The sequence below is a fragment of the Streptomyces sp. NPDC044061 genome (assembly GCF_056434305.1).
On the sequence record NZ_JBWKFL010000001.1, the window covers coordinates 86,304 to 109,187 of the forward strand.

Sequence of the window (22,884 nt, forward strand, 5' to 3'; positions counted from 1 at the left end):
GCGCTGAGCGGAGCATCGCGGGCGTGACCGAAGAGCGAGGAAACGGGGAGCGAGGTTTGCGCGAGTTCACCACCCCTCCGTTGACGTCGGCACCGCCGGTGGGCGGTCTGGCCGACGCCGTTTTCGAGCATGCCCGGACGGACCCCCTGCACATCGCGCTCGGCCGCAAGGACGAGTCGGGGCAGTGGCGTGACGTGACCTCCGCCGAGTTCCGCGACGAGGTGCTGGCCCTCGCCAAGGGGCTCCTGGCCCGGGGTATCCGCTTCGGCGACCGGGTCGCGATCATGTCCCGCACCCGCTACGAGTGGACCCTGTTCGACTTCGCGCTGTGGGCGATCGGCGCCCAGGTGGTCCCGATCTACCCGACCTCCTCCGCCGAGCAGTGCTTCTGGATGCTGTACGACGCCGAGGTGTCGGCGGCGATCGTGGAGCACGAGGACCACGCGATGACGATCGCCACCGTCATCGACCGGCTCCCGCAGCTGCGCGAGCTGTGGCAGCTGGACTCGGGCTGTGTGCGGGAGCTGTACGACGCCGGCGCGCATCTGGACGACGAGCTGGTGCACCGGCACCGGCAGGCGGTCACCCCTGATTCCATCGCCACGATCATCTACACCTCCGGCACCACCGGCCGCCCCAAGGGCTGCGTCCTGTCGCACGCGAACTTCATGTACGAGTCGGACACGATGATCCAGCGCTGGGAACCGGTGTTCCACACGAAGAAGGACGCCGAGGCCTCCACGCTGCTGTTCCTGCCGCTCGCGCACGTCTTCGGGCGGATGGTGGAGGTCGCCGCGTTCCGCGGCCGGGTGCGCTTCGGGCACCAGCCGCAGCTGCACGCGGCCGCGCTGCTGCCGGACCTGGCCGCGTTCCGGCCGACGTTCATCCTCGCCGTGCCGTACATCTTCGAGAAGGTGTTCAACGCGGCCCGGCGCAAGGCGGAGAAGGACGGCAAGTCAGGGCCGTTCGAAAAGGCGGTCGAGGTGGCCGTGAAGTACGCGGACGCCGTGGAGGCGAAGGCCTGGGGCACCGGGCCGGGCCCGTCGGCGGCCCTGCGGATGCAGCACCAGCTGTTCGACAAGCTGGTGTACGCCAAGGTGCGCGCGGCGATGGGCGGCCGTATCCGCAACGCCATGTCCGGTGGCTCGGCGATGGACCGCCGGCTGGGGCTGTTCTTCGCGGGCGCGGGTGTGCAGATCTACGAGGGCTACGGCCTGACGGAGTCGACGGCGGCGGCGACCGCCAATCCGCCCGAGCGCACCCGGTACGGCACCGTCGGCCAGGCCATCCCGGGCGTCACCGTGCACATCGCGGACGACGGGGAGATCTGGCTGCACGGCGGCAACGTCTTCCAGGGCTACCTCAACAACCAGAAGGCCACCGACGAGACCCTGCACGACGGCTGGCTCGCCACCGGAGACCTCGGCTCCCTCGACGAGGACGGCTATCTGACCATCACCGGCCGCAAGAAGGAGATCCTGGTGACCTCCGGCGGCAAGAGCCTCTCCCCCGGTGTCCTGGAGGAGCGGGTCCGCGACCACCCGCTGGTCAACCAGTGCATCGTCGTCGGCAACGACCGCCCCTACGTCGCGGCCCTGGTCACCCTCGACCAGGAGGCGGTCGAGCACTGGCTGCAGATGCGCGGCAAACCCCGGCTGAGCCCGGCCGAGCTGGTGCGCGACCCGGACCTGGAGACGGAGGTGCGGCGGGCGGTCGTCGCCGCCAACACCCTCGTCTCCCAGGCCGAGTCGATCCGCACCTTCCGCATCCTGGCACAGCCGTTCACCGAGGAACACGGCCTGCTGACACCGTCGCTGAAGCTGAAGCGGAAGGCGATCGAGAAGGCGTACGAGACCGAGGTCGAGGCCCTCTACCGGGCCTGACGATCAGTTGATCGTCACCCGGAAGATCCTGTCGGATCCGTCCGCCGCTCCTCCGTTGTTGTCGCAGTTCGTGGTGGACAGCCACAGCTGGTCGGTGCCCGGCACCTTGGTGACCGTGCGCAGGCGGCCGTAGGTGCCGACGTAGTAGGCGGTCGGCGTGCCGACGCTCTCGTTGTCACCGTTGATCGGGATGCGCCAGAGGCGCTCGCCACGCAGGGACGCCATGTAGACGACGTTGCGGACGATGGCGATGCCGCTCGGCGAGGCCTCGTTGACGTTCCAGGTGGCCTTGGGGTTGGTCATGCCGGTCACGCTGCAGCTGCCCTCGCAGGTCGGCCAGCCGTAGTTGGCGCCCGGCTTGATCAGGTTGAGTTCGTCCTTGGAGCTGTTGCCGAACTCGGCCTCCCACAGACGCCCGTTGCGGTCGAAGGCCAGGCCCTGGGGGTTGCGGTGGCCGTAGGAGTAGACGTAGTTCCCGAACGGGTTGCCGGGGGCCGGTTTGCCGTCGGTGGTCATGCGCAGGATCTTGCCGTTGAGGGAGTTCTTGTCCTGCGCGAGGTCGGGCGTCTGGGCCTCGCCGGTGGAGACGTAGAGGTAGCCGTCGGGGCCGAAGGCGAGGCGGCCGCCGTTGTGGTAGCGGTTCTTCTTGATGCCCTGGAGCAGGACCTTGTAGTCGGTGAGCTTCGTACCGTCGTAGGTCATGCGGACGACCCGGTTGCCCTCGGCGGCGGTGTGCATGAAGTAGACGTAGTGGTCGCTGTCCCAACCGGGGTCGGCGGCCACCCCGAGCAGACCGCCCTCGCCGTTGGTGGTGACGGCGTTGGGCACGGTGCCGACCTGCGTCTTCGTGCCGTCCTTGGCGACCTTCCAGACGCGGAAGTCGTCCCGCTCGGTGACCAGCGCGGTCTTGCCGTCGGGCATCCAGTAGGTGCCCCAGGGGATCGTCCAGCCGGTGGAGAGCGTGGCGACGGAGGAGGGGACCCCGCCGTCGGTCGCGCACGCCTTGGTCGTGAAGTTCACCGTGTTGCTCTGCTGGGAGACATTGCCCGCAGCGTCACGCGCGACCACGTTCAGCGCGTACGGGCTGTCGCAGGCGAGCCCGGTGAGGGTCGTCGACGTGCCGCCGGCGACGGACTTGTAGACGGTGGTGTCGCTGCGCACGTCGTAGGCGACGACCTTCCGGTCGTCCGTCGAGGCGCCCCAGCTCAGAGCGGCGCTGTTCGCGGTGACGTCGGCGACGGAGAGCGTGCCGGGTCTGGTCGGCGGGGTGGTGTCGGAGCTGGGCCTGGTGGTGCAGTCGACGACCGGGCTGGCCGGCGACGTGTTGCCGGCCGCGTCGCGGGCGATCACGGTCAGGTCGTAGGTGGTGTTCGGGCTCAGCCCGGTCAGCGCCTTCGACGTCGAACTCCCGGGCGCCTCACCGATCTTGTTGCCGTGCTCGTAGAGGTCGTACGCCGTCACGCCGACGTCGTCCGTCGAGGCGCCCCAGCTCAGCGTGAGGCCGTCCTCGCCGATGTCGGAGCAGCTGGGCGGGCCGGGGCGGGTCGGGGCCGTGGCGTCGGCCGGGGCGCCGATGCGGACGCGGTCGAGGTTGGGGCCGCCGTTGGCCGTGCCGGCGGTCGCGCGGATCCTGTTGGAGCCGGCGTTCAGCGTGACGTTCACCGTCTTCTCGGCCCAGGTGTTCCAGTCGGCGGTGGCCGGGAAGGACAGGGCGGGCGAGACGACCGCGCCGTTCACGGAGATGTCCATCGGCCGGTCGGTGGTAGTGCCGTTGGCGTAGCGCAGGGTCAGGGCGGCGGGGCCCGCGGAGGCGGCGCTCACCGTGAACTCCACGTACGAGCCCTTGACGTTGGTGTAGTCGACGAAGCCGGTGCCCGTGTAGCCGGTGTGGTTGGTGGCCACCACGCCCTGGGTGATGGTCGCGTCCTCGGCCTGGTAGTCGGTGGCGGCCTGTGCGGTGCTCGCGGTGAGGCCCGCGAGAGGTAGGGCGAGAGCCAGGGAGAGACCCCGGGCGAGAGCTCTGTCGCGTTTCATGACTGTCCCCTCAGCGCGCTGTTGACTGGGTTCACACGGATCAGCCGGGTCTCACCGGGCCGCAGGGTCGCGCTGTACGAGTCGGCGATCACGCCCTTGTGGGATCCGGACCACAGGTCGGTGACGTCGCCCGAGCCGGTGAAACCGATCTGCGACCAGTTCACGCTGACCGTGCTGGTGCCGGACGTACCGGTGTTGAACAAAGCGACCACGTGGTCACCGCTGTTCTCGCGTTTGCTCCACACCTGCTTGACACCGCTGTTCACCACCCGTTTCGCGGCGACCCCGTCCTGGTCCACGCCGATCAGCCGGTCGTTCGTCAGCATCGCCCTGTCGACGGGGTCGAGACGGGTGAGGTCGGTGCCGAGCAGGAGCGGGGAGGCGGCCATCGCCCACAGGGTGAAGTGGGAGCGTCGCTGGTCGGCGGTGAGGCCTGCCTGGTCGCCGTTGCCGATCTCCAGCGAGTCCAGGTCGTTCCAGCCGCCCGGGCCCGCGTACGGCTGCCAGGAGGCGGCCGAGTCGAAGCGCCTGGAGACGTGGGACCAGTCGGTGAGCGGATAGCCGCTGCCGTTGGATCCCGGGCCGCAGTAGCACTCCACGTCGCCCTGGGTGCGCCAGCTGTTCGCCAGTTGACGCCACGTGCCGGCGTCGGCGATCGGAAGGTTGTTCGACAGCGCGAAGGTGATGGGCCGGCCGGTCGCCCGCAGCGCCTTGTCCCACGCCCGGACGTCGGCGATGTCCTGGCTGCCGACGCCGTCGATCTTCAGGTAGTCGACTCCCCAGGAGGCGAACTGCCGCGCCCAGGAGTCGACGAACTCCTGCGCGCCCGGCTTCCCGTAGTCGATGTAGTACATGTTCTTGCAGTTGTAGTTCTTCTCCGTCCGCGAGGTGTCCGCGATGTCCTTCGCGTGGTACGAGGTCCCCTCGATCGGTGTGTTCTTCAGGACGGCGTTCTTCGCGATGCCGGGCGTGACGTAGACGCCGAACTTCAGCCCCCTGGCGTGGACGTGGTCGGCCAGCGCCTTGATGCCGGACGGGAACTTGGCGGGGTCGACGGCCCAGCGGCCGTAGGAGTCGACCACGAAACCGTTCCCGTCGCACTTCTGCCAGAAGTCGTCCAGGTTGACGTGCACGAAGCCGTGGTCCTTCAGGCCGCTGGACACCAGCGCGTCGGCCTGGGCCTCGATCTTCGCCTCGGTGGGCAGACGTCGCACGAAGCTCCAGCTGCTCCAGCCCATGGAGGGGCGAGAGGACCGCCCGTTGTCGGACGAGGGGCTCGGGGCGGTCACCGGGGTGGCGTAGGACGTGCCGATCCACGCCTCGTCGATCCGCAGCCGCTTGTAGCGGGTGGAGTCGCTGGAGGAGGCCCAGGTGGTGTCGACCTCCAGGCGCACGTAGCGGGCGTTGGCGGAGGACAGGTCGATGCCCTGCATTCCACGGCGACTTGGCAGCTGCCCGGCCTTGACCGCGCTCCCCCAGGTCGAGCCGTCGTTGCTCAGGTACACCTTGTAGTCCTTGATCCGTGCCGACTGCTCGGTGTCCGAGCGGGCGTAGGCGACGGAGTCCTCGCGCTGGTTGAGTCCGATGTAGCGCACCCTCTTGGCCGAGCCGAGGTCGAAGGTGAGGTTCACGGGCAGGGTCTTGCCGTTGTCCCAGTAGGTGAGGTGGTCGCCGTCGCCCGCGGCCGGCCCGGCGTGTCCGCTCGCGGAGGCGCCGGCGGTGACCTTGACGCCGGTCAGGATGCCCTGACGGCCGGCGGTGGTGACCTTGAAGACGGTGTCGTACGGGTCCCAGTCGCCGAGCCCGTCGAGGGTGAGCACTCCTGTGGACTGCGACCAGGAAACCGCCGCTCCCGTACGGAGGTTGGTGACGGCGGCGACACGGTAGCCGTTGTCTCGGATGCGCAGGGTGCCGGTGGTGGGCGGGGTCAGGACGTGGACGTACTGCCTGTCGGGGTCCGTCCTGCTGATCGTCGTGACGCCGTGCGCGCCGTCGTTCCAGAAGCCGGGCTTGAGGCCGCCGTACAGGTAGCCGCCGCCCTCGGTGCCGTGCAGGGACTCCCAGATGGGGTCGAGATAGGAGTCGGCGAATTCGTTGAAGGCGGCCTGGTTGGCCGGGAACTTGCCGTTGACCTGGGCGGTTTCCGCCATCAGTGCCTTCACCGAGGAGCCGGCGTTGGTGACCAGCCGGCCGAGGGTGAGCCTGCGGTCCACGGTCGGGTTCGAGCCGTCGTACCACCAGGCGCCGGTCGAGGGGAGTTTGAAGTCGGCCTCGGTGAGGCGGGGTTGGGCGGTGTAGACGGCCTGCGGGTAGTCGTAGGCCGGCGTCATCCCCGTCTTCTGCTCATTGCTGATCATGTCCATGATCGGCGTGTCCTCGTTGTTGTTGCTGAGGGTGTAGTTCGGGCGCTTCTGGTAGATCTGCGCGTAGAGGTTGTGGCTCTCCCAGTACGCGTTGTCGTTGTCGATCCAGAAGCCGCCGAGGTCGGGGTAGCGGTCCATGACCTCGAAGAAGTTGTCGTAGCTGAACTGCCCGAAGCCGTCCCGGGTGGTCAGGTCGACGTTCCCGCCCTTGTAGGCGGAGTAGCCGGCCGAGTCGAGCCACTCGTGGCCGCCCTCGTCGTGCCACTGGGGGTCGTCGGTCATGTAGAGGATGACCTTCATGCCTTTGGCCTTCGCCGCGTTGATCAGCTCGCCGAGGAAGTCCCGCTTGGTGGAGCAGGAGCCGGGGATCCTCGACGGCCAGGGCCGGGCGTAGCCGAGGCGGCTGTGGAAGGAGGCCAGCACCAGGTACTGCGTGTGCAGTTTGCGGGCCTCGTTCACCCAGTAGCCGGGGCTCCAGCCGCCGTCGGTGACGTCCTTCTCCCAGGCGGTGCAACTGGTGTGCGCGGGTGCGGTGCGCAGCCCCCAGTGCAGGAAGAGACCGCCGACCGAGCCGCGCAGGAAGTCCTGGCGGGGGTTCTCCAGGTCCAGGGGCTTCGCCGCCGTGCCGCAGTTCTCGGTGGAACCGGTGGCGGAGGTCCGCAGCGCGCCGCCCGAGGTGTTGTGGCTGTCGGTGAGGCAGTAGCCGGTGACGTTCTGGAAGCCGGCGTCGTACGGGGAGCCGCTGCCCCGCCGGGCGGTGAAGCGGGTGAGGCGCAGGCCGCTCGCCGCGTTGGCGATGACGGCCGGGCGGCCGTCGTTCGCGGCGAACCTCACCGAGCTGTCGGTGAACCGCACGTTGTCGGCGTTGCGCAGGTACCAGCCGTACGCCGGGCGGGTGCCGATGCTCTTGGGGTTGTAGTCCCCCGGGTCGTTGCCGGGCACGGCGGTGGACATGGTGCCGCTGCCGCCGGGGACCGTGATGTCGACGTGGTTGAAGCTGACGCCGTCGATGCGGTGTCCGTTCTCGCCCCACAGGGTCGGGCTGAACGAGGGGGTGGTGCCGGTGGCCGTGATGTCGTCGTACGTGACGTCGCTGATCGAGCCGACGCCCGGGCTGTTGCCGCACCGTTTGCGGGTGCCGATCTTCTCCATGATCGGGGAGCGGACGCCGGTCATGGTGATGTGGCGGTAGTGGACGTCGGAGATCTTCGCGCCGTCCATGGACACCATGCCGAGGCCCGACTTGTCGGCGCCCTCGATGCGGATGTTCTCGAACCGGTAGTCGGAGAAGTCTCCGCAGGTCTCGGAGCCGAACATCAGGGCGTTGCAGCAGCGGGCGGAGAGCACCGAGTCGCTCACGCGCCCGTGCCCGTTGGGCAGCTTGGCACCGAGGGCGTAGTCGCTCTTGAGGACGAGGGCGTCGTCGTTGGCGCTGATGTGGGCGTTCGTCACCGTGACGTCGGTGGTGGAGATGATGTTCCAGCCGTCGCGGTCGCTCGCGGTGTCGATGGTGAGACGGTCCGAGGCGACGTTCCTGCAGCCGTTGATCAGGGCCGCGAAGTGGCCGCCGCGGCGCAGGGTGAGGCCGCCGCCGAGGCGCAGCCCGTCGCACCGGGTCAGCGAGATGATCTTGTCGGCCTCGCCGGACTTCGGGTTGCCGGTGATCAGGTTGCCGGCGCCGTCGATGACGCCGCCGCCGGTGAAGCCGATGTTCGTCAGCCTGTCCCCGTAGATCATCGCGTCGTGGAAGTGGCTGTGCCCGTAGTCCTGGTACTTGTCGTACGGGTTGGGCTCGGGCGGGTCGTAGGTGTCCGCGGAGGAGCCCTGGATCGTGGCGCCCGTGTCGACCTGGAGCGTCACGTTGCTCTTCATGTGGATGGTGTTCTTGGACTTGTAGGTGCCGGCCGGGAACCGGACGGTACCGCCGCCGGCCGCGTGGGCCGCGGTGACGGCCCGGTCGATGGCCGGGGTGTCGTTGGTGGAGCCGTCACCCTTGGCGCCGTAGTCGCGCACGTCGAACTCGGCCGCCGGCGACGCCGGCCGGGGGGCCGCGAGGGCCGCGGGGTGCGCCAGGCCAAGGACGACGGCGAGGACGAAGAGAACGACGGCCGCCGCACCTCTGTGGTGCCGGGCGCCGGGACGGCCGCGCACTCTGCTGATCATGCCCATGACATCAATCACCTCGCAGTTGCTCGTTCATGATCAGAAAGGCGCCCAGGCCGTGGAAGTCGTCGGTCGCCCGGGTCCGGCCGACGTAGTAGGCGTAGTCGCCGACGTTGGTACCGACGGAGATGCCGGAGAGCTCGGTGCGACCGTCGGAGCCGACCGAGATCCTGGCCAGGACACCCTCGTAGCCACGCCGGGCGACGGACGCGTAGTGCGGGTCGAGGTAGCCCTGCCGCGCTCCGCGCGCGAGGGCGTAGGTGAACATGCTGGAGCAGGACGTCTCGGTCCAGTTGTCGCTCCGGTCGCCCTTGTCCATGACCTGGTACCAGCGGCCGGTGGCCGGGTCCTGGTACTTCTCCAGCCCGGCCGCCAGGCGCCGGAAGACGCCGAGGAGTTGGGGCCGCCGTGGATGGTTCGCCGGGAGCGCGTCGAGGACGTCGACGATCGCCATCGAGTACCAGCCCACCGCGCGGCACCAGTGCTCGGGGGCCAGCCCGGTGTGCGGGTCGGCCCAGCTCGCGGCCCCGGACTCGTCGTAGGCGTGCTTCAGCAGTCCGTTCGCGGCCTGGAGATGCCCGCCGTAGACGGCGAGCTGCCTGGCCGCCTCGTCGTCGGTCGCGGCGCTGTCGCCGAACTCCCCGTCGTACTCGACGAGGAAGGGGTTCACCATGTAGACGCCGTCCGCCCAGAGCTGGTGGGCACGACTGCTGGTGTCCGCGTGCCAGAAGCCCCCGTCGCTCGTGCGCGGGTAGGTGGTGAGCCGGTCCAGGATCTTCTTTGCCGCCTTGCGGTAGCGGTCCTGGCCCGTCTCGTGGTGCAGGATCACCAGGAGGCGGCCGGCTTGCATGCTGTCCAGGCTGTTGAAGGGCTGGCCGATGGAGCCGTCGCCCTTCACGAAGCGGTCGACGTAGCTCCTGATGTAGGTGAGGTAGCGCGCCTCGTGGGTGCGCCGGTAGACGAGGTACTGGCCGTACAGGTAGAGGCCGACCGGGTACGACCAGCCGCCGATGCTCGTCGGCGTGTACCGGGCCATGGTGGAGTCGGCCACGGCCGTGGACCAGTCACGCGCCGCGGCCGGCCCGGGTTCGGCGGGTGCGGCGGCGGCCGGGGGCACGGCGGCGGGGAGCGCGGTCAGGCCGGCGGTGGCGAGCGCGAGTGCCGTCAGGGCCGCCCGCAGGCGTCGGCGTCTCATGTTCCTCCCTCTCGCGGGGATTCTCGGTAGGTGTACGCGGGCCGTCCGGGTCCGCGCACGAGCTCGCGTACGAGGTGGTGGTCCGGGGCGTGCCGGCAGGCGGGGTCGGTGCGGGCGGGGTCGCCGGTGAGCGCGTACGCCTGGCAGCGGCAGCCTCCGTGGTCGGTGGCGCGCAGGGCGCATTCTCGGCAGGGATCGGGCATCCAGGCCTCGCCCCGGAAGGCGTTGAAGGCCTTCGACTGCCGCCAGATCCGGTCGAGTCGCTGATGCCGGACGTTCGGCGGGTCCAGGCCCGGCAGGGTGGCGGCGGCCGGACAGGGCAGGACCGTGCCGTCGGGGGCCACGGTGAGCGAGATCCGGCCCCAGCCGCCCATGCAGGGCTTCGCGGTGGCGTCCACCAGGTCGGGGGCCACCCACACCAGCTCCAGTGAGCCGCCGAGCCGTTCGCGCCACCGGGCGACCCCGGAGCGGGCCCGTTCGACCTGGCCGGGCGTGGGCAGCAGGGCGGCCCGGTTGCGCAGCGCCCAGCCGTGGTACTGGGTGTGGGCCAGTTCCAGACGGTCCGCTCCCCAGGACACCGCCAGCCGGACCAGGTCGTCGAGGCCGTCGAGATTGCCGCGGTGCAGGACGGCGTTGAGCCCGAGGGGCAGCCCCGCTGCGCGGATGAGCCGGGCGGCGCGCTCCTTCGCCGCGAACGACCGTGCGCCCGCGATGCGTTCGGCGGCGGTCGGCTGCGCGTGCTGCACGGACAGTTGGACACTGCGCAGACCGGCCTCGACGAGGCCGGCCAGCCGCCGCCGGCCCAGTCCCACGCCGCTGGTGACGAGCTGGGTGTAGAGGCCCGCGGTGTCGGCGCCGGCCACCAGGTCGGCCAGGTCGCGGCGCAACAGCGGCTCGCCGCCGGACAGATGGGTGTGGACGACACCGAGGGCGCCCGCCTGCCGGAACACGTCCGACCACTGCTCGGTGGTCAACTCTGCTGACCGACCGACCAGTTCGACGGGGTTGGCGCAGTACCCGCAGCGCAGCGGGCACGCATGGGTGAGCTCGGCGAGCAGGGCCCACGGCGGTGCGACGGTCGTCATGCCAGCCAGCCCTCCTTCCGCAAGACGGCCAGGAAGTACGGGACTTCGACGGCGACCGGTGCGCCGGGGAACCGTGCGGACAGCTCGGTGACGACGTCGGCCACCCTCCGGCTGCCGTCGCACAGCCCGAGGACGGCGCCCGCGCGGCCGTGCAGGACGACCACCCGCTCCGGCAGCAGCAACAGGTCCGCGTCCCGCACCCGGTCGTGCCGCAGCGCCACACCCCGGGCCAGGACGGGACGCCAGGCCGTCTCCGGCCGCGCCCGGATCGGACGCCGGTCCGTCATGGTCCGCTCCCGTCCACCGCGTCCAGCAGCGCCCACAGCACCTCGCACTTGAAGGTGAGCGCCCCCACGGCCCGTTCCTGCCGCTCGCGGGTACGGGCACCGGCGAGGACCAGGGTGAGGGCCTCCTCACCGTCGCGGACGCCCTGGGTGACACGGGTGCGGAAGTAGGCGAGACCGGCCGGGTCGACCCACGGATAGTGCCGTTCGAAGGCGGCGATACGGGTCCGCATCAGGTCCGGGGCGGACAGCTCGGTCAGGGAGGCGGCGACGGCGTCCAGGACGGGGCGCGTCCGGCAGAAGGCGACGTACCCCTCGACGGCGAACCGCACTCCTGGCGGCACCCGGGAGGCGTCCCACAGTTCCTCGCGGCCGAGCCCGGCCGCCTCGCCGAGCCGCAGCCAGCGCTCGATGCCGCCCTCGCTCCCGGGGTCGCCGTCCCCCGTGCCGTCGTGGTCGCGGACGCGGCGCAGCCAGAGACGGCGCTGCTCCGGCCGGTCGAGCCCGGCGAGGATCAGGGCGTCCTTGACGGGGATGTGCCGCTGATAGTGGAAGCGGGCGGCGATCCAGCGGCGCAGTTCGGCGGGGGTCAGCTCGCCGCGGTGCATCCGGAGGTTGAAGGGGTGCCGGTCGTGGTACCGGGCTGCCGTGACGGCGCGCAGCCGCCCCGTGAACTCGGCGACCGGCCAGGGAGCGCCGGCGTCCCCGGAGGGGTCGGCGGGCTCGGAGCGGTAGGCGGTCGGGACGGGAGCGGCGGGCGGGACGGGGTCGGTGAGCGGGACGGCCGTGCTCATGAGGCCGGGGGCGGTTCGGGTGAGCGGCGGTCGGCGAGCGCGTAGCCGGTCACCTCCAGAGCGGTCTCCACGACGTGGTAACCAGGGCTTTGCCAGACCTTTTCATCCGATGTCTGGCGGCTCGGGTGGACCGGACGGAGGGTCCTGGACAGGGACTCGTTCATGTGCGCGTACCCGCTTTCCTGAGGCTGGGGGTTCTCAGAGGGGAGACAACGGCCGTGGTCAGTGGCCGTTCACATGCATGCACCGGGTTCAGCGATACGTCCGGTGGCGCGATACAGAGTCCCGGCACAGCCAGCCACGGTCAATGGTCCGGACCGATAACGTCGGATGCATTTCCGGCCAATCTGAACCCAGGCGAACTGACTCGCCGGTCAGTCACCACGGATTCCGCGGTCAGGAATGCATCGCGGCCCGTGATCGTTGACGATGGGAGCACCACTTGTCGACAACCGAAGGATCAAGAAGCTCGTGAGCAGCAAGGTCCCCCCGATCATCCTCAACAACGGCGTCGAGATGCCCCAACTGGGCTACGGCGTCTGGCAGGTGCCGGACGACGAGGCCGAGCGGGCCGTCGCCACGGCGCTCGAGGCCGGGTACCGCAGCATCGACACAGCGGCGATCTACGGCAACGAAGAGGGCACCGGCAAGGCCATCGCCGCCTCCGGCCTGCCTCGTGAGGACATTTTCGTCACCACCAAGCTCTGGAACAGCGACCAGGGGTACGACTCCACGCTGCGCGCGTTCGACGCGTCGCTGGAGAAGCTGGGTCTCGACCACGTGGACCTGTACCTGATCCACTGGCCGCTGCCGTCCCGTGACAAGTACCTCGACACCTACAAGGCGTTCGAGAAGCTGTACGCCGACGGGCGCGTCAAGGCGATCGGCGTGTCCAACTTCCTGCCCGAGCACCTGCGGCGGCTGATCGCGGAGACCTCGGTCGTCCCGGCGGTCAACCAGATCGAGCTGCACCCGCACCTGCAGCAGCGCGAGGCGCGCGAGTACCACGCCGAGCAGGGCATCGCCACCGAGGCCTGGTCGCCGCTCGGCCAGGGCAAGGGCCTGCTGGAGGTGCCGGCGGTCGTCGCCATCGCGCAGAAGCACAACCGCACTCCGGCACAGGTCGTGCTGCGCTGGCACCTGCAGCTCGGCAACGTCGTGATCCCGAAGTCCGTGACGCCGTCGCGGATCAAGGAGAACATCGAGGTGTTCGACTTCAGCCTGGACGGCGAGGACCTCGCGGCGATCAGTGCCCTGAACGAGGACCGGCGCCTCGGCCCGGACCCGGCCACCTTCGACCTGGGCTGACACCCACCCGGCCGGCCTCCGTCCGCCCCGCCCGAGCGGCGGGGCGGACCGACGTGGCCGCCTCCCTGCGCGCCGCGTCAGAACTCCCCTGCGCGCCGGGTCAGTCGAGGCGCACCTGCGAGTGGACGACCTCGAACTCCTCCAGGCCCGTGACGCGCACGTGCGCCTTGGCCGCGCCCTCATGACGGGCGGCCGCCTGGCCCGCTCGCGACGCCGTCATCGAGGCGCGGTCGACGAAGAGGACGCCGACCCGGCCCGTGCCGCGCTCCCGGTCGATGAACAGGTCGGCCCTGACGAGACCGTGCAGGGTTTCGTACCGCGGGACCACGGTCGACCGGAAGGTGTCGGCGAACAGGTCGGCGTCCGCGGGGTCGAACTCCACACGGGTGACGCGCAGTCCACCGCCCACCCTCGGCGCCTGGACGGAGTGGATCACCGCCGCCTCGAAGTTCTCCACCGTGAGCGTGCCCGCGAACGGCTCCAGCAGCGCCTTTCTGTGCTCCCGCATCACGACGTCGCTGTTCTCCCGCGCCGCCGCCGAGTCCCACCAGCTCACCCCCAGCAGCTTGCCGAGCTCCCGGTCCACGAAGACCCCCGCCCCGTGGTAGCCCGGACGCTCCTCCAGCAGTTCCCGCCCTTCGCTGTTCAGGGCCCTGACGGCCGTGTCGATCTTCGCGGGATCGCCGGTCACATAGATGCTGCGCACAAACATGACTTTTCGCCTCCCAGTTCGACATGACCAGTCTTCCCCGAGGGGCAAACCGCCGCAAACAACACGCCTGGCCGAGCTTCCCCACGAGGGCTTGACGGGAACATGCACAAGGGGCCACCTTGTACGGCACCCGGTAAGGAAACTTTCCTAACAGAAGGGTCCCCACAGTGCGTCTTCGAACACTGACCCTCGCCGCGGCCTCCGGGGCCGCCCTCCTCACCGCCGGAGTGCTGCCGGCCCACGCCTCCGGCCCCTCGGCTCCGGCTTCCGCCCAGGAGGGCTCGGTCAGCGCGGCCGACCTGCTCGCCAAGGTGAAGTCCTGTTCGCAGATCTCCAACGGCAAGTACAAGACCGACGACGAGACGTCGGCCACGATCCCCGTGTGCGGCAAGAACGGCGCGGTGTTCTGGAAGGCCGACATGGACATCGACTGCGACGGCCGGCGCACCACGAACTGCAACGAGGACCGCGACCCCTGGTACCAGGACGACACCGCCTTCCACCAGTCCGACGGCAAGCCGCTGAAGGCCGAGTCCCTGCCGTACGTCGTGGTCCCCAGCTCCAGCAGCATCTGGAACTACTCCGGCGCCGGCATCAAGGGCGGCGGCGTGGTCGCGGTCGTCTACAACAACAAGGTCGAGTACGCCGTGGTCGGCGACACCGGACCCACGAAGATCATCGGCGAGGCCTCGTACGCCACCGCCAAGGCGCTCGGGATCGACCCCGACCCGGCCACCGGCGGGGTCGACTCCGGCGTGACGTACATCCTGTTCAAGAACTCCAAGGTCTCCCCCATCGAGAGCCACAGCGCGGCCGTCTCCCTCGGGGACCAGCTGGCCAAGCAGTTCCTGGCGAACAACTGAATTACTGCGTATGTCAGTTGGGCTGACCCAGCGGACGTACCACCACGGTGTTGACGTCGACCCCGGCCGGCTGCCGGATCGCCCAGACCACCGAGTCGGCGATCTGGTCCGCGGTGAGGAGGTGCCCCGGGGGCAGGCTGCCGTAGCTGTCCCAGAACGGGGTCTCCACCCGGCCGGGGGCGACCAGCGTGACTCCGACGCCGAACTCGGTGACCTGGCGCCGGGTGTTCTCGGCGAGACCGGTGACCGCCCACTTGGTGGCGCCGTAGAGGTTGCCCGGCGTGTTGACGAAGCCGGCGACACTGCCGACGAGGACGATCCGGCCGCGGGTCTCCTTCAGCGCGTCGACCGAGGCCCGGACGAGAAGGGCGGGGCCGAGGACGTTGGTGAGGACCATCTCGGTCCAGCCGGCCGGGTCGCCGTCGGCGACGGAGTCGTGGGTGGCGAAGCCCGCGTTGGCGACGACAGTGTCCAGCCGGCCGTACGCCTTGAGCGTGCGGTCGACCGCGTCCCGCACGTCCTCGAACACCGACGCGCTCCCGGCGACCGTCTGCAACTCGGTGGGATTTCCCAGACTGTCGGCGAAGTCCCGCAGCCTGCGCTCCCCACGCCCGGTGACGGTGACCCGGTACCCGGCCTCCAGCAACTGCCTGGCCACGGCGGCACCGATGCCGCTGCCGCCACCGGTGATGAGCGCGACTGAAGAGTCGTTCATGCCTTTCCCCCTGCTTCTTTCGGTGAACGGCACGGAGTCCATCACTTGGAGCACTCTCGAAGTCAAGCGCCGCCGCAGGTACGGCGGTACGGCACCGAGGGGAGGTAGTGGTGCCGGTCGGCTCGGGTGAGCCGCCGTGGGCGCGGGCGCAGACCGTGCCCACGGCACGCGCGGGTGCCAACGGAGCGGTCCGGTCCGGCAGATGTGCGGTCGCGATGTGCAACTCGGCTCCGCCGGTGCCGCATCCGATCGCCAGGACCGGCCCGTCGCCGGCCGGTGCGGTCGCCGGCCGGTGCGGTCGCCGGCCGGTGCGGTCGCCGGCGCGAGGCGTGGCCGCGCCGTCTCCCACACCTGCACGGACCCGTCCGGTGCGGCGGCCGCGAGCAGTGAGCCGGCCCGGGAGAAGGCGAGGGCGGGTTCGGGGCGGGTTCCGCGGCCCCCGGCCCCGCCCCGCGCAGAACTCCGATCCGGCGGTCGTGTACGCACGGCGCGGGCGGTGCTGAGCGCCGAGTGGACGTGGACGCGCGGCGGCAGAGCTGAGCAGCGGGTGGGCATGTACGCGCGGCCGGGGCGGTGCTGCACACAGGCGAGCGCGTACGTCGGCCGGACCGGTACAGAACACCAGGCGAGCGCGTACGCGCGGCCGGACCGGTGCGCCACACCAGCCGGGCGTGTCCGCACGACCGGACCGGTACAGAACACCAGCCGAGCGCGTACGTCGGCCGGACCGGTGCTGCGCACCAGCCGGGCGCGTACGCCAGCCGGGCGTCTTCGCGCGGTCGGACCGGTGCTGAGCCCGGCGGTGCTACACCGGCCGTACCGCCGTGTGGACCGTGTAGGCGCCCAGCACGAACACGTCCGGCCTGCGGTGCACGCTCGCCGGGTCGGCCGGGTCGAGCAGGCGGTCCAGGGTGGCCCGGTCCTCGGTGTCCAGTTCCGCGTCGACGTCATGGCGCAGCCGGGACAGCATTACGGCGACGTAGGCGCGGGCCCGGTCGGTCGCCGGGGCGGGCAGGTCGAGCAGGAAGCTGCGGGTGCGGGTGTGCTTGAGGCCGGCGGAGGTCAGCAGCGCCGGCCAGTCCTCGGTCTCGGCGACCGAGCCGGGCAGGTCGGCCCGCATCCGGGCGAACCACTCCTCCTGCACCACGTCCAGCCGCGCCTGGAGTCCCGGGCGCCCGATGCCGATGTCACGGGGCAGGAAGCGGGAGGGCAGGCCGCCCTCCAGGAGGGCCAGGGTGCCGCCGGGGGCGAGCCGCGCGGCGAACGCGGCGAGCGCGGCCCGCTGGTCGCCGAGGTGGTGCAGGCTGCGGCTGGCCCAGAGCAGGTCCGCCGGATATTCCAACTCGTCCAGCACGCTGGGCAGTTCGCCCGCGAGGATGTCGAAGCGGTCGGCCACGCCCTCGCGGACGGCACGGTCGCGGGCACGCTCCAGCAGCGGCTCGGTGCTGTCCACGGCCACGACCCGCGCCCCGGGGAACATCTCGGCGAACAGACAGGAGACGACACCGGGGCCGCTGCCCGCGTCGACGATCAGCCCGGGTTCGGTCACCTCCTTGCCGAGCCAGGCCATGACCCGCTCGTAGACGGGCGCGAAGAGTTCCGCCTGGGCCTCCAGCTGGGGGCCCAGCTCGTTCCAGTCGATGTCGGTGTCGTGCCCGTGTCCGTGTCCGTGCCCGTGCCGGTGCTCGTGGTGCTCGTGCTCGTGGTGGTCGTGCGCCATGGTGGTCAGCCTCTCCTCGCGATGCCGTCAGAGTGCGACGGCACACCGTGCGGGGGCCAGAGGTGTTGCCGGTACGGCAAAAACGCAAGACCGCAAGACCGCAGAAACGCAGAAACGCAAGACAAGGCGCACCGCGATCCGCCGGGGCCTGCCCGTCGGCGAGGACCGACCCCGGCGGATGCTCACCCGGCTAGGTCAGCGGCGGGTAGGCGTTCTGCATCAGCTGCTGGAACTGGGCGGAGAACCAGTGCCCGGACAGCGGCGCGTTCGGCAGGGCGCCGGACAGGTTGTTGCCGTTGCGGGCGTTGCCCGTGTACGTCGGGTCGCACATCCGGTCGAAGCCCTTGCCCTCGTCGTTCACGATGGCGGAGCTGGAGCCGTCGGACTCGCCCGGGGGCTTCATCCACACATAGGCGTCGATCCCGGCGGCCGGGTCGGCCTGCGGGCGTTCGCCGAGACCGGCGCCGGCCTGGTTGCACCAGTTGCCGATGTGGATCCGGCGGTCGTAGCGGCCGCCGTCGACGTAGCTGTCCACGCTGGTCTTCGTGCCCGGTACGTCCGGGCGGGCGGTGCCGCCCCAGCCGTTGCGGGAGGTGTCGATCAGCATGCCGATGTTCGAGTCGAAGCCGACCGAGACCAGCTGGTTGCGGAAGGCCTGGGCGAAGGACTGTTCGTCGACGTACCGGTTCCAGTCGACCCACTTCGACTGGCGTACGGTGTCGCCGACGGTGAAGTTGTTCTCCTTCAGGGCGCTGTAGTTGGCCGTGTTGGTGATGAAGCCCTGGAACCGAGCTGGCCGCCTCGAAGGCGTACGACGCGCGTTTCCTGGACCTGTACGGGAAGATCACCAACCCGCGAGCGCGGAACGCCGCCCGGGCGTGCGCGGCCGCCTCTCGGGTGGCAGCATCTGAGGCGTGTCCGTCATGAGCAAGCTGCAGATCAAGCCCGGTCAGAGCTTCGTGGTGCTGGGCAAGCCCGACGACGTCCAGCTGGAGGTCGAGGGCGCGGGCGACGCGGCCTCGGCCGATGCGGTGCTCGCCTTCGTGACCGCCTCCGGTGACCTGCTCGGGGCGAATGCGCGGGCGGCGCTCGCCGCCGCGCGGCGCGACGCCCTCGCCTGGGTGGCCTACCCGAAGGGCGGGAAGCTGGGAACGGATCTGAACCGCGACACCCTGGCCGCAGCGCTCTCCGAGCGGGGTGTACGGCCCGTGCGGCAGATCGCCATCGACGACACCTGGTCGGCGCTCCGGTTCCGGCCCGGCGACTGATCCCGGGCGGCGCCGCACAGCGCGGTGGTCGCGCTCCCGCCTCACATGACGTGGTCTTCGTGTGTGCGTGGGGCGTAACCCCGGGCGCGCCCGGCGTGTGACGGGCCGGAAATTCGATCTTCCTACGGTGCTGGTCATGGGGCTGACCGCCACGGCGGTGCGGCCCCGGACGGTGCACGCGCGGCGGGTGGAGTTTCGGTGGCAGCTGGCTCGAAGGACGGCGGCGTCCGCACGGTCTGCTCGTACTGCGGGGTCGGCTGCGGAATCTTGCTCGACGTCACGCGGGACCCCGCCGACGGCCGGCGGCGTGCGGCGAAGGCCTCCGGTGACAAGGCGCACCCCACCAACTTCGGCCGCCTGTGCACCAAGGGGGCGACGAGCGCGGACATGATGGCGGCGCCCGGACGTCTGGCGAGGGCCCTGGTGCGCGCCGAGCGCGGCGCCCAGCCGGCCGAGACCGACGTGGACGAGGCCGTCACGGCGGTCGCCGGGCGGCTGCGGGCGATCCTGGACGAGCACGGGCCCGACGCCCTGTCCTTCTACGTGTCGGGGCAGATGTCCCTGGAGGCGCAGTACCTGGCGAACAAGCTGGCCAAGGGCTTCGTGCGCACCAATCGGATCGAGTCGAACTCACGGCTGTGCATGGCCTCCGCCGGCTCGGGTTACAAGCTGTCGCTGGGCGCGGACGGGCCGCCGGGCTCGTATCAGGACTTCGACCACGCGGACGTGTTCTTCGTCATCGGCGCCAACATGGCCGACTGCCACCCGATCCTCTTCCTGCGCATGATGGACCGGATCAAGTCGGCCGGCGCCAAGCTGATCGTCGTCGACCCGCGCCGCAACGCCACCGCCGACAAGGCCGACCTCTTCCTGCAGATCAGGCCCGGCACCGATCTCGCCCTGCTGAACGGTCTGCTGCACCTGCTGGTCGTGAACGGCCACACCGACGAGGAGTTCATCGCCGAGTTCACCGAGGGCTGGGCGGAGATGCCCGCCTTCCTCGCGGACTACCCGCCCGAGCGGGTCGCGGAGATCACCGGCATCCCCGAGGCCGACATCCGGCGGGCCGCGCGGTGGATCGGCGAGGCCGGCGAGTGGATGAGCTGCTGGACCATGGGCCTGAACCAGTCCACCCACGGCACCTGGAACACCAACGCCCTGGTCAACCTGCACCTCGCCACCGGCGCCCTGTGCCGCCCCGGGTCCGGTCCCTTCTCGCTGACCGGCCAGCCCAACGCCATGGGCGGCCGCGAGATGGGGTACATGGGTCCCGGTCTGCCCGGACAGCGATCCGTGCTCGACGACGCCGAACGCGCCTTCGTCGAGAACCTGTGGAACATCCCCGCGGGGTCCCTGCGCACCGAGGTCGGACGCGGCACCGTCGAGATGTTCGAGCAGCTGGCCGCCGGCGACGTCAAGGCATGCTGGATCATCTGCACCAACCCGGTCGCCTCGGTCGCCAACCGCAGGACCGTGATCGCCGGTCTGGAGGCCGCCGAACTCGTCATCACCCAGGACGTGTTCGCGGAGACCGAGACCAACGCGTACGCCGACGTCGTTCTCCCCGCGACGATGTGGGCGGAGTCCGAGGGCATCATGATCAACTCCGAGCGGAACCTGACCCTCGTGCAGGGAGTCGTGGATCCGCCCGGACAGGCGCTGCCCGACTGGCAGTTGATCGCCCGGGTGGCCTGTGCGATGGGCTTCGCCGAGGGCTTCTCGTACGCCTGCGCGGAGGAGGTGTTCGAGGAACTCAAGCAGGCGTGGAACCCCAGGACGGGCTGGGACCTGCGCGGCGTGACCTACGGGCGGTTGCGCACCACACCCGTCCAGTGGCCGGCCCCGGCCGTCGACGGTCCCGGCCGCAACCCGATCCGCTACCTCAACGACGGCGTCAGCCAGACCCTCCTGGAACGCGAGGACGGCACCCGCCCCCGCCTGGCCTTCCCCACCGCGTCCGGACGCGCCCGGTTCTTCGCCCGCCCGCACCTGCCGGCGGCCGAACTCCCCGACGACGACTACCCGTTCGTCCTCAACACCGGCCGACTCCAGCATCACTGGCACACGATGACCAAGACCGGCAAGGTCGCCAAGCTCAACAGGCTCGACCCAGGCCCGTTCGTGGAGGTCCATCCCGAGGACGCCGGGACGCTGGGCATCGTCGAGGGCGACCACCTGGAAGTCGCCTCCCGCCGCGGCCGGGCGGTACTGCCCGCCGTGGTCACCGACCGGGTCCGGCCGGGCACCTGCTTCGCTCCCTTCCACTGGAACGACCTGTTCGGCGAATACCTCAGCATCAACGCCGTCACCAACGACGCCGTCGACCCGGTCTCCTTCCAGCCCGAGTTCAAGGTCTGCGCCGTCGCCCTCGCCAGGACGGCCGCCCCCGCCAGGACGACCGTCCCCGCTCCGGCGGCCCGCACCGGTGCCCGGCCGGCCACCGTGCCCGCGCCCCGGGCACCCGAGCCGGTGGTCGCAGCCCTGGCGGACTCCCCCGTCCACGCGCTCGCCACGCTGTTCGGCGTCGCCGACCTCGCCCCAGCGCCCCTGGCCGAGCCGGAGCGCCGGTATCTGTCCGGTTTCCTCTCCGGTCTCGCCCTGACACCGCCGGACGGGCGTGTTCCCGTCCTGCCGCCGGGCGCGCCGTTCGCCCCGGAGCACGCCCTGTGGGTCGACGGCGTCCTCGCCGGCATGTTCTCCCGCGCCGCAACCGGCACAACCGCTGCGCCCGACGCGCCCGCCCCGGCGCCGGCCCGGACCGGAGCGCCGGCCGCGGACACGGCCGTACCGAGCCGACGGCTGGTGATCCTGTGGGCTTCCCAGACCGGCAACGCCGAGGAGTTCGCCGCCCGGGCCTCCGCACACCTGACCCGGGCGGGCCGGACTCCCGAACTGCTGCCCATGGCCGACGCGGCCGCGGCCCACCTCGCCACCGACGCCGATGTGCTCCTGGTGACCAGCACCTTCGGCGACGGCGACGCACCCGACAACGGCGCCGGCTTCTGGCAGGCGCTGTCCGCCCCGGACGCGCCACGGCTGGAGGGCGTCCGGTACGCGGTCCTCGCCCTCGGTGACTCCAGCTACGACGACTTCTGCGGCCACGGCCGCCGGCTGGACGAACGCCTCGAAGCACTCGGCGCCACCCGACTGATCCCCCGCACGGACTGCGAACCCGACTTCGAGGCGACCGCCGGGCGATGGCTCGGTGAGGTGGTCACCGCCCTGGCCGGGGCCGACGGCCGGCAGCCCGTGCCCGCCGGTGTGACCGGGACGGCGCCACCCGAGCCCGCCACCGCCTCGGCCGTCGCCACCACGCCACCCGCTCCCGCGCCGGCCCGCCACACCAAGGCGTCACCGTTCGCCACCCTGCTGATCGGCAACAGGCAGCTGAGTCTGCCCGGTTCCGAGAAGGAGGTACGGCAGTTCGCCTTCGACACCCGCGACGGCGAACTCGCCTACGACGCCGGTGACGCCCTCGGCGTCTGGCCGGTCAACGGCGCGGGGCTGGTCGCCGAATGGCTCGCCCTGACCGGACTGGACCCCGACGAGAGCGTCGACCTCGGCGCCGGAGCACCCCTCCCCCTCGAAGAGGCCCTCCGCACCCGCCTGGACATCTCCCGCGTCACCACCGACCTGCTCAGGTTCACGGCGGACCGCACCGGCAGTCACGACCTCAGGCGCCTACTCCGGCCCGACAACAAGGACGCGCTCGCGCAGTGGAGTTGGGGCCGCCAGGCCGCCGACGTCGTGGCCGAGTTCCCCGTCCGCGCCTGCGCCACGGACTGGACGGGCGTGCTCAAGCGCCTCCAGCCCCGCCTGTACTCCATATCCTCCAGCCCGCTCGCGCACCCCGGCGAGGTCCGCCTCACCGTCTCCGTCGTCCGCTACGCCAACGACCGCGGCCGCGACCGCGGGGGCGTGTGCTCCACCTACCTCGCCGACCGCGCCGACGACGGCCCGGTCCAGGTCTTCGTGCAGCGCTCACCGCACTTCCGCCCGCCCGCCGACCCCGCCACCCCCATGATCATGATCGGGCCCGGAACCGGCGTGGCTCCCTTCGTCGGCTTCCTCGAGGACCGCAGGGCCCGTGGCCACACCGGCGCCAACTGGCTCTTCTTCGGTGAACAGCGCCGGGCGACCGACTTCTACTACCGCGAGGACCTCGAGGCACACCGGGCATCCGGCCACCTCGACCGCCTCGACCTCGCCTTCTCCCGCGACCAGCGCAACAAGGTCTACGTCCAGGACCGGATGCGCGAGAACGGCGCCCGCCTGTGGCAGTGGCTCCAGGACGGCGCCCACTTCTACGTCTGCGGGGACGCGGGGCGCATGGCGAAGGACGTCGACCAGGCGCTCAGGGACATCGTCGCCACGCACGGCGGCATGGACACCGACGAGGCCACCGCCTACGTCAGGCGCCTGTCCGCCGACAAGCGCTACGTCCGCGACGTGTACTGAGCCCCTCCCGCCTCGCCTCCCGCCTCGCGGAGATCACGG

At 70.9% G+C, this 22,884-nt stretch carries 15 protein-coding genes and 1 pseudogene; 5 read left to right on the plus strand and 11 right to left on the minus strand.

Translation table 11 applies throughout. The annotated features are described in order from the left end of the window. Window positions 1–56: 56 nt before the first annotated feature. Window positions 57–1,883 (plus strand): AMP-dependent synthetase/ligase, encoded by a 1,827-nt coding sequence (locus tag AC07CM_RS00405; protein ID WP_478874442.1) that lies wholly within the window; start codon window positions 57–59, stop codon window positions 1,881–1,883. 3 nt (window positions 1,884–1,886) lie between these two features. Here the strand turns inward: AC07CM_RS00405 and AC07CM_RS00410 are convergent, their stop codons facing one another. Genes AC07CM_RS00410 through pqqA form a run of 7 tightly spaced genes read right to left on the minus strand, consistent with a single transcriptional unit; the run spans window position 1,887 to window position 11,965 of the window. Further along, a complete protein-coding gene (locus AC07CM_RS00410; RefSeq protein ID WP_478874069.1) occupies window positions 1,887–3,917 on the minus strand; it encodes a PQQ-dependent sugar dehydrogenase in 2,031 nt (676 codons plus the stop codon). Beyond that, window positions 3,914–8,449 (minus strand): glycosyl hydrolase family 28 protein, encoded by a 4,536-nt coding sequence (locus AC07CM_RS00415; RefSeq protein WP_478874070.1) that lies wholly within the window; start codon window positions 8,447–8,449, stop codon window positions 3,914–3,916. The genes AC07CM_RS00410 and AC07CM_RS00415 overlap by 4 nt, the downstream gene beginning before the upstream one ends. 4 nt (window positions 8,450–8,453) lie before the next feature. Further along, the gene (locus AC07CM_RS00420) at window positions 8,454–9,638 is read right to left on the minus strand and encodes a glycoside hydrolase family 88/105 protein (RefSeq protein WP_478874071.1); all 1,185 of its coding nucleotides are present in this window, start codon (window positions 9,636–9,638) and stop codon (window positions 8,454–8,456) included. Continuing rightward, a complete protein-coding gene (gene pqqE / locus AC07CM_RS00425) occupies window positions 9,635–10,723 on the minus strand; it encodes a pyrroloquinoline quinone biosynthesis protein PqqE (protein ID WP_478874072.1) in 1,089 nt (362 codons plus the stop codon). Before pqqE ends, AC07CM_RS00420 begins: the two co-directional genes overlap by 4 nt. Further along, on the minus strand, window positions 10,720–11,010 hold the full coding sequence (pqqD, locus tag AC07CM_RS00430) for a pyrroloquinoline quinone biosynthesis peptide chaperone PqqD (protein WP_478874073.1): 291 nt from the start codon (window positions 11,008–11,010) through the stop codon (window positions 10,720–10,722). The genes pqqE and pqqD overlap by 4 nt, the downstream gene beginning before the upstream one ends. Then, entirely contained in the window at window positions 11,007–11,801 is a 795-nt protein-coding gene (pqqC, locus tag AC07CM_RS00435) for a pyrroloquinoline-quinone synthase PqqC (RefSeq protein ID WP_478874074.1), read from the minus strand. The genes pqqD and pqqC overlap by 4 nt, the downstream gene beginning before the upstream one ends. Beyond that, the gene (pqqA, locus tag AC07CM_RS00440; RefSeq protein WP_478874075.1) at window positions 11,798–11,965 is read right to left on the minus strand and encodes a pyrroloquinoline quinone precursor peptide PqqA; all 168 of its coding nucleotides are present in this window, start codon (window positions 11,963–11,965) and stop codon (window positions 11,798–11,800) included. The genes pqqC and pqqA overlap by 4 nt, the downstream gene beginning before the upstream one ends. A gap of 307 nt (window positions 11,966–12,272) precedes the next feature. Here pqqA and AC07CM_RS00445 point away from each other — a divergent pair, with 307 nt between their 5' ends. Further along, window positions 12,273–13,109 (plus strand): aldo/keto reductase, encoded by an 837-nt coding sequence (locus AC07CM_RS00445; RefSeq protein ID WP_478874076.1) that lies wholly within the window; start codon window positions 12,273–12,275, stop codon window positions 13,107–13,109. Window positions 13,110–13,209: 100 nt separating this feature from the next. On the opposite strand, the gene AC07CM_RS00450 is transcribed toward AC07CM_RS00445, so the two are convergent. After that, window positions 13,210–13,821 carry a hypothetical protein gene (locus AC07CM_RS00450; protein ID WP_478874077.1) on the minus strand — a complete coding sequence of 204 codons (612 nt, stop codon included), beginning with the start codon at window positions 13,819–13,821 and terminating at the stop codon, window positions 13,210–13,212. Window positions 13,822–13,988: 167 nt separating this feature from the next. On the opposite strand from AC07CM_RS00450, the gene AC07CM_RS00455 reads away from it, so the two are divergent. After that, complete coding sequence (locus tag AC07CM_RS00455; protein ID WP_478874078.1) at window positions 13,989–14,684, plus strand: glycoside hydrolase family 75 protein; 696 nt, start codon at window positions 13,989–13,991, stop codon at window positions 14,682–14,684. 13 nt (window positions 14,685–14,697) lie between these two features. Here the strand turns inward: AC07CM_RS00455 and AC07CM_RS00460 are convergent, their stop codons facing one another. The 3 genes and pseudogenes from AC07CM_RS00460 to AC07CM_RS00470 all read right to left on the minus strand — a co-directional run. Next, a complete protein-coding gene (locus tag AC07CM_RS00460) occupies window positions 14,698–15,399 on the minus strand; it encodes an SDR family oxidoreductase (protein ID WP_478874079.1) in 702 nt (233 codons plus the stop codon). Between the two features lie 805 nt (window positions 15,400–16,204). Continuing rightward, entirely contained in the window at window positions 16,205–17,119 is a 915-nt protein-coding gene (locus tag AC07CM_RS00465; protein WP_478874080.1) for a class I SAM-dependent methyltransferase, read from the minus strand. Window positions 17,120–17,309: 190 nt separating this feature from the next. After that, a pseudogene (locus AC07CM_RS00470) lies at window positions 17,310–17,900 on the minus strand (glycoside hydrolase family 6 protein); the annotation flags it as partial. Window positions 17,901–18,042: 142 nt separating this feature from the next. Here AC07CM_RS00470 and AC07CM_RS00475 point away from each other — a divergent pair. After that, on the plus strand, window positions 18,043–18,387 hold the full coding sequence (locus AC07CM_RS00475; RefSeq protein ID WP_478874081.1) for a hypothetical protein: 345 nt from the start codon (window positions 18,043–18,045) through the stop codon (window positions 18,385–18,387). Between the two features lie 198 nt (window positions 18,388–18,585). Next, window positions 18,586–22,845, plus strand: coding sequence for a molybdopterin-dependent oxidoreductase (locus tag AC07CM_RS00480; RefSeq protein ID WP_478874082.1), 4,260 nt, complete (start codon window positions 18,586–18,588; stop codon window positions 22,843–22,845). Window positions 22,846–22,884: the final 39 nt, after the last annotated feature.

Excerpts from the sequence above, each read along its gene's own strand:
- AC07CM_RS00410 (WP_478874069.1), bottom strand. The coding sequence starts at position 3,917 with ATGAAACGCGACAGAGCTCTCGCCCGGGGTCTCTCCCTGGCTCTCGCC.
- AC07CM_RS00415 (WP_478874070.1), bottom strand. The coding sequence starts at position 8,449 with ATGGGCATGATCAGCAGAGTGCGCGGCCGTCCCGGCGCCCGGCACCAC.
- AC07CM_RS00420 (WP_478874071.1), bottom strand. The coding sequence starts at position 9,638 with ATGAGACGCCGACGCCTGCGGGCGGCCCTGACGGCACTCGCGCTCGCC.
- pqqE (WP_478874072.1), bottom strand. The coding sequence starts at position 10,723 with ATGACGACCGTCGCACCGCCGTGGGCCCTGCTCGCCGAGCTCACCCAT.
- pqqD (WP_478874073.1), bottom strand. The coding sequence starts at position 11,010 with ATGACGGACCGGCGTCCGATCCGGGCGCGGCCGGAGACGGCCTGGCGT.
- pqqC (WP_478874074.1), bottom strand. The coding sequence starts at position 11,801 with ATGAGCACGGCCGTCCCGCTCACCGACCCCGTCCCGCCCGCCGCTCCC.
- pqqA (WP_478874075.1), bottom strand. The coding sequence starts at position 11,965 with ATGAACGAGTCCCTGTCCAGGACCCTCCGTCCGGTCCACCCGAGCCGC.
- AC07CM_RS00450 (WP_478874077.1), bottom strand. The coding sequence starts at position 13,821 with ATGTTTGTGCGCAGCATCTATGTGACCGGCGATCCCGCGAAGATCGAC.
- AC07CM_RS00460 (WP_478874079.1), bottom strand. The coding sequence starts at position 15,399 with ATGAACGACTCTTCAGTCGCGCTCATCACCGGTGGCGGCAGCGGCATC.
- AC07CM_RS00465 (WP_478874080.1), bottom strand. The coding sequence starts at position 17,119 with ATGGCGCACGACCACCACGAGCACGAGCACCACGAGCACCGGCACGGG.
- AC07CM_RS00475 (WP_478874081.1), top strand. The coding sequence starts at position 18,043 with ATGAGCAAGCTGCAGATCAAGCCCGGTCAGAGCTTCGTGGTGCTGGGC.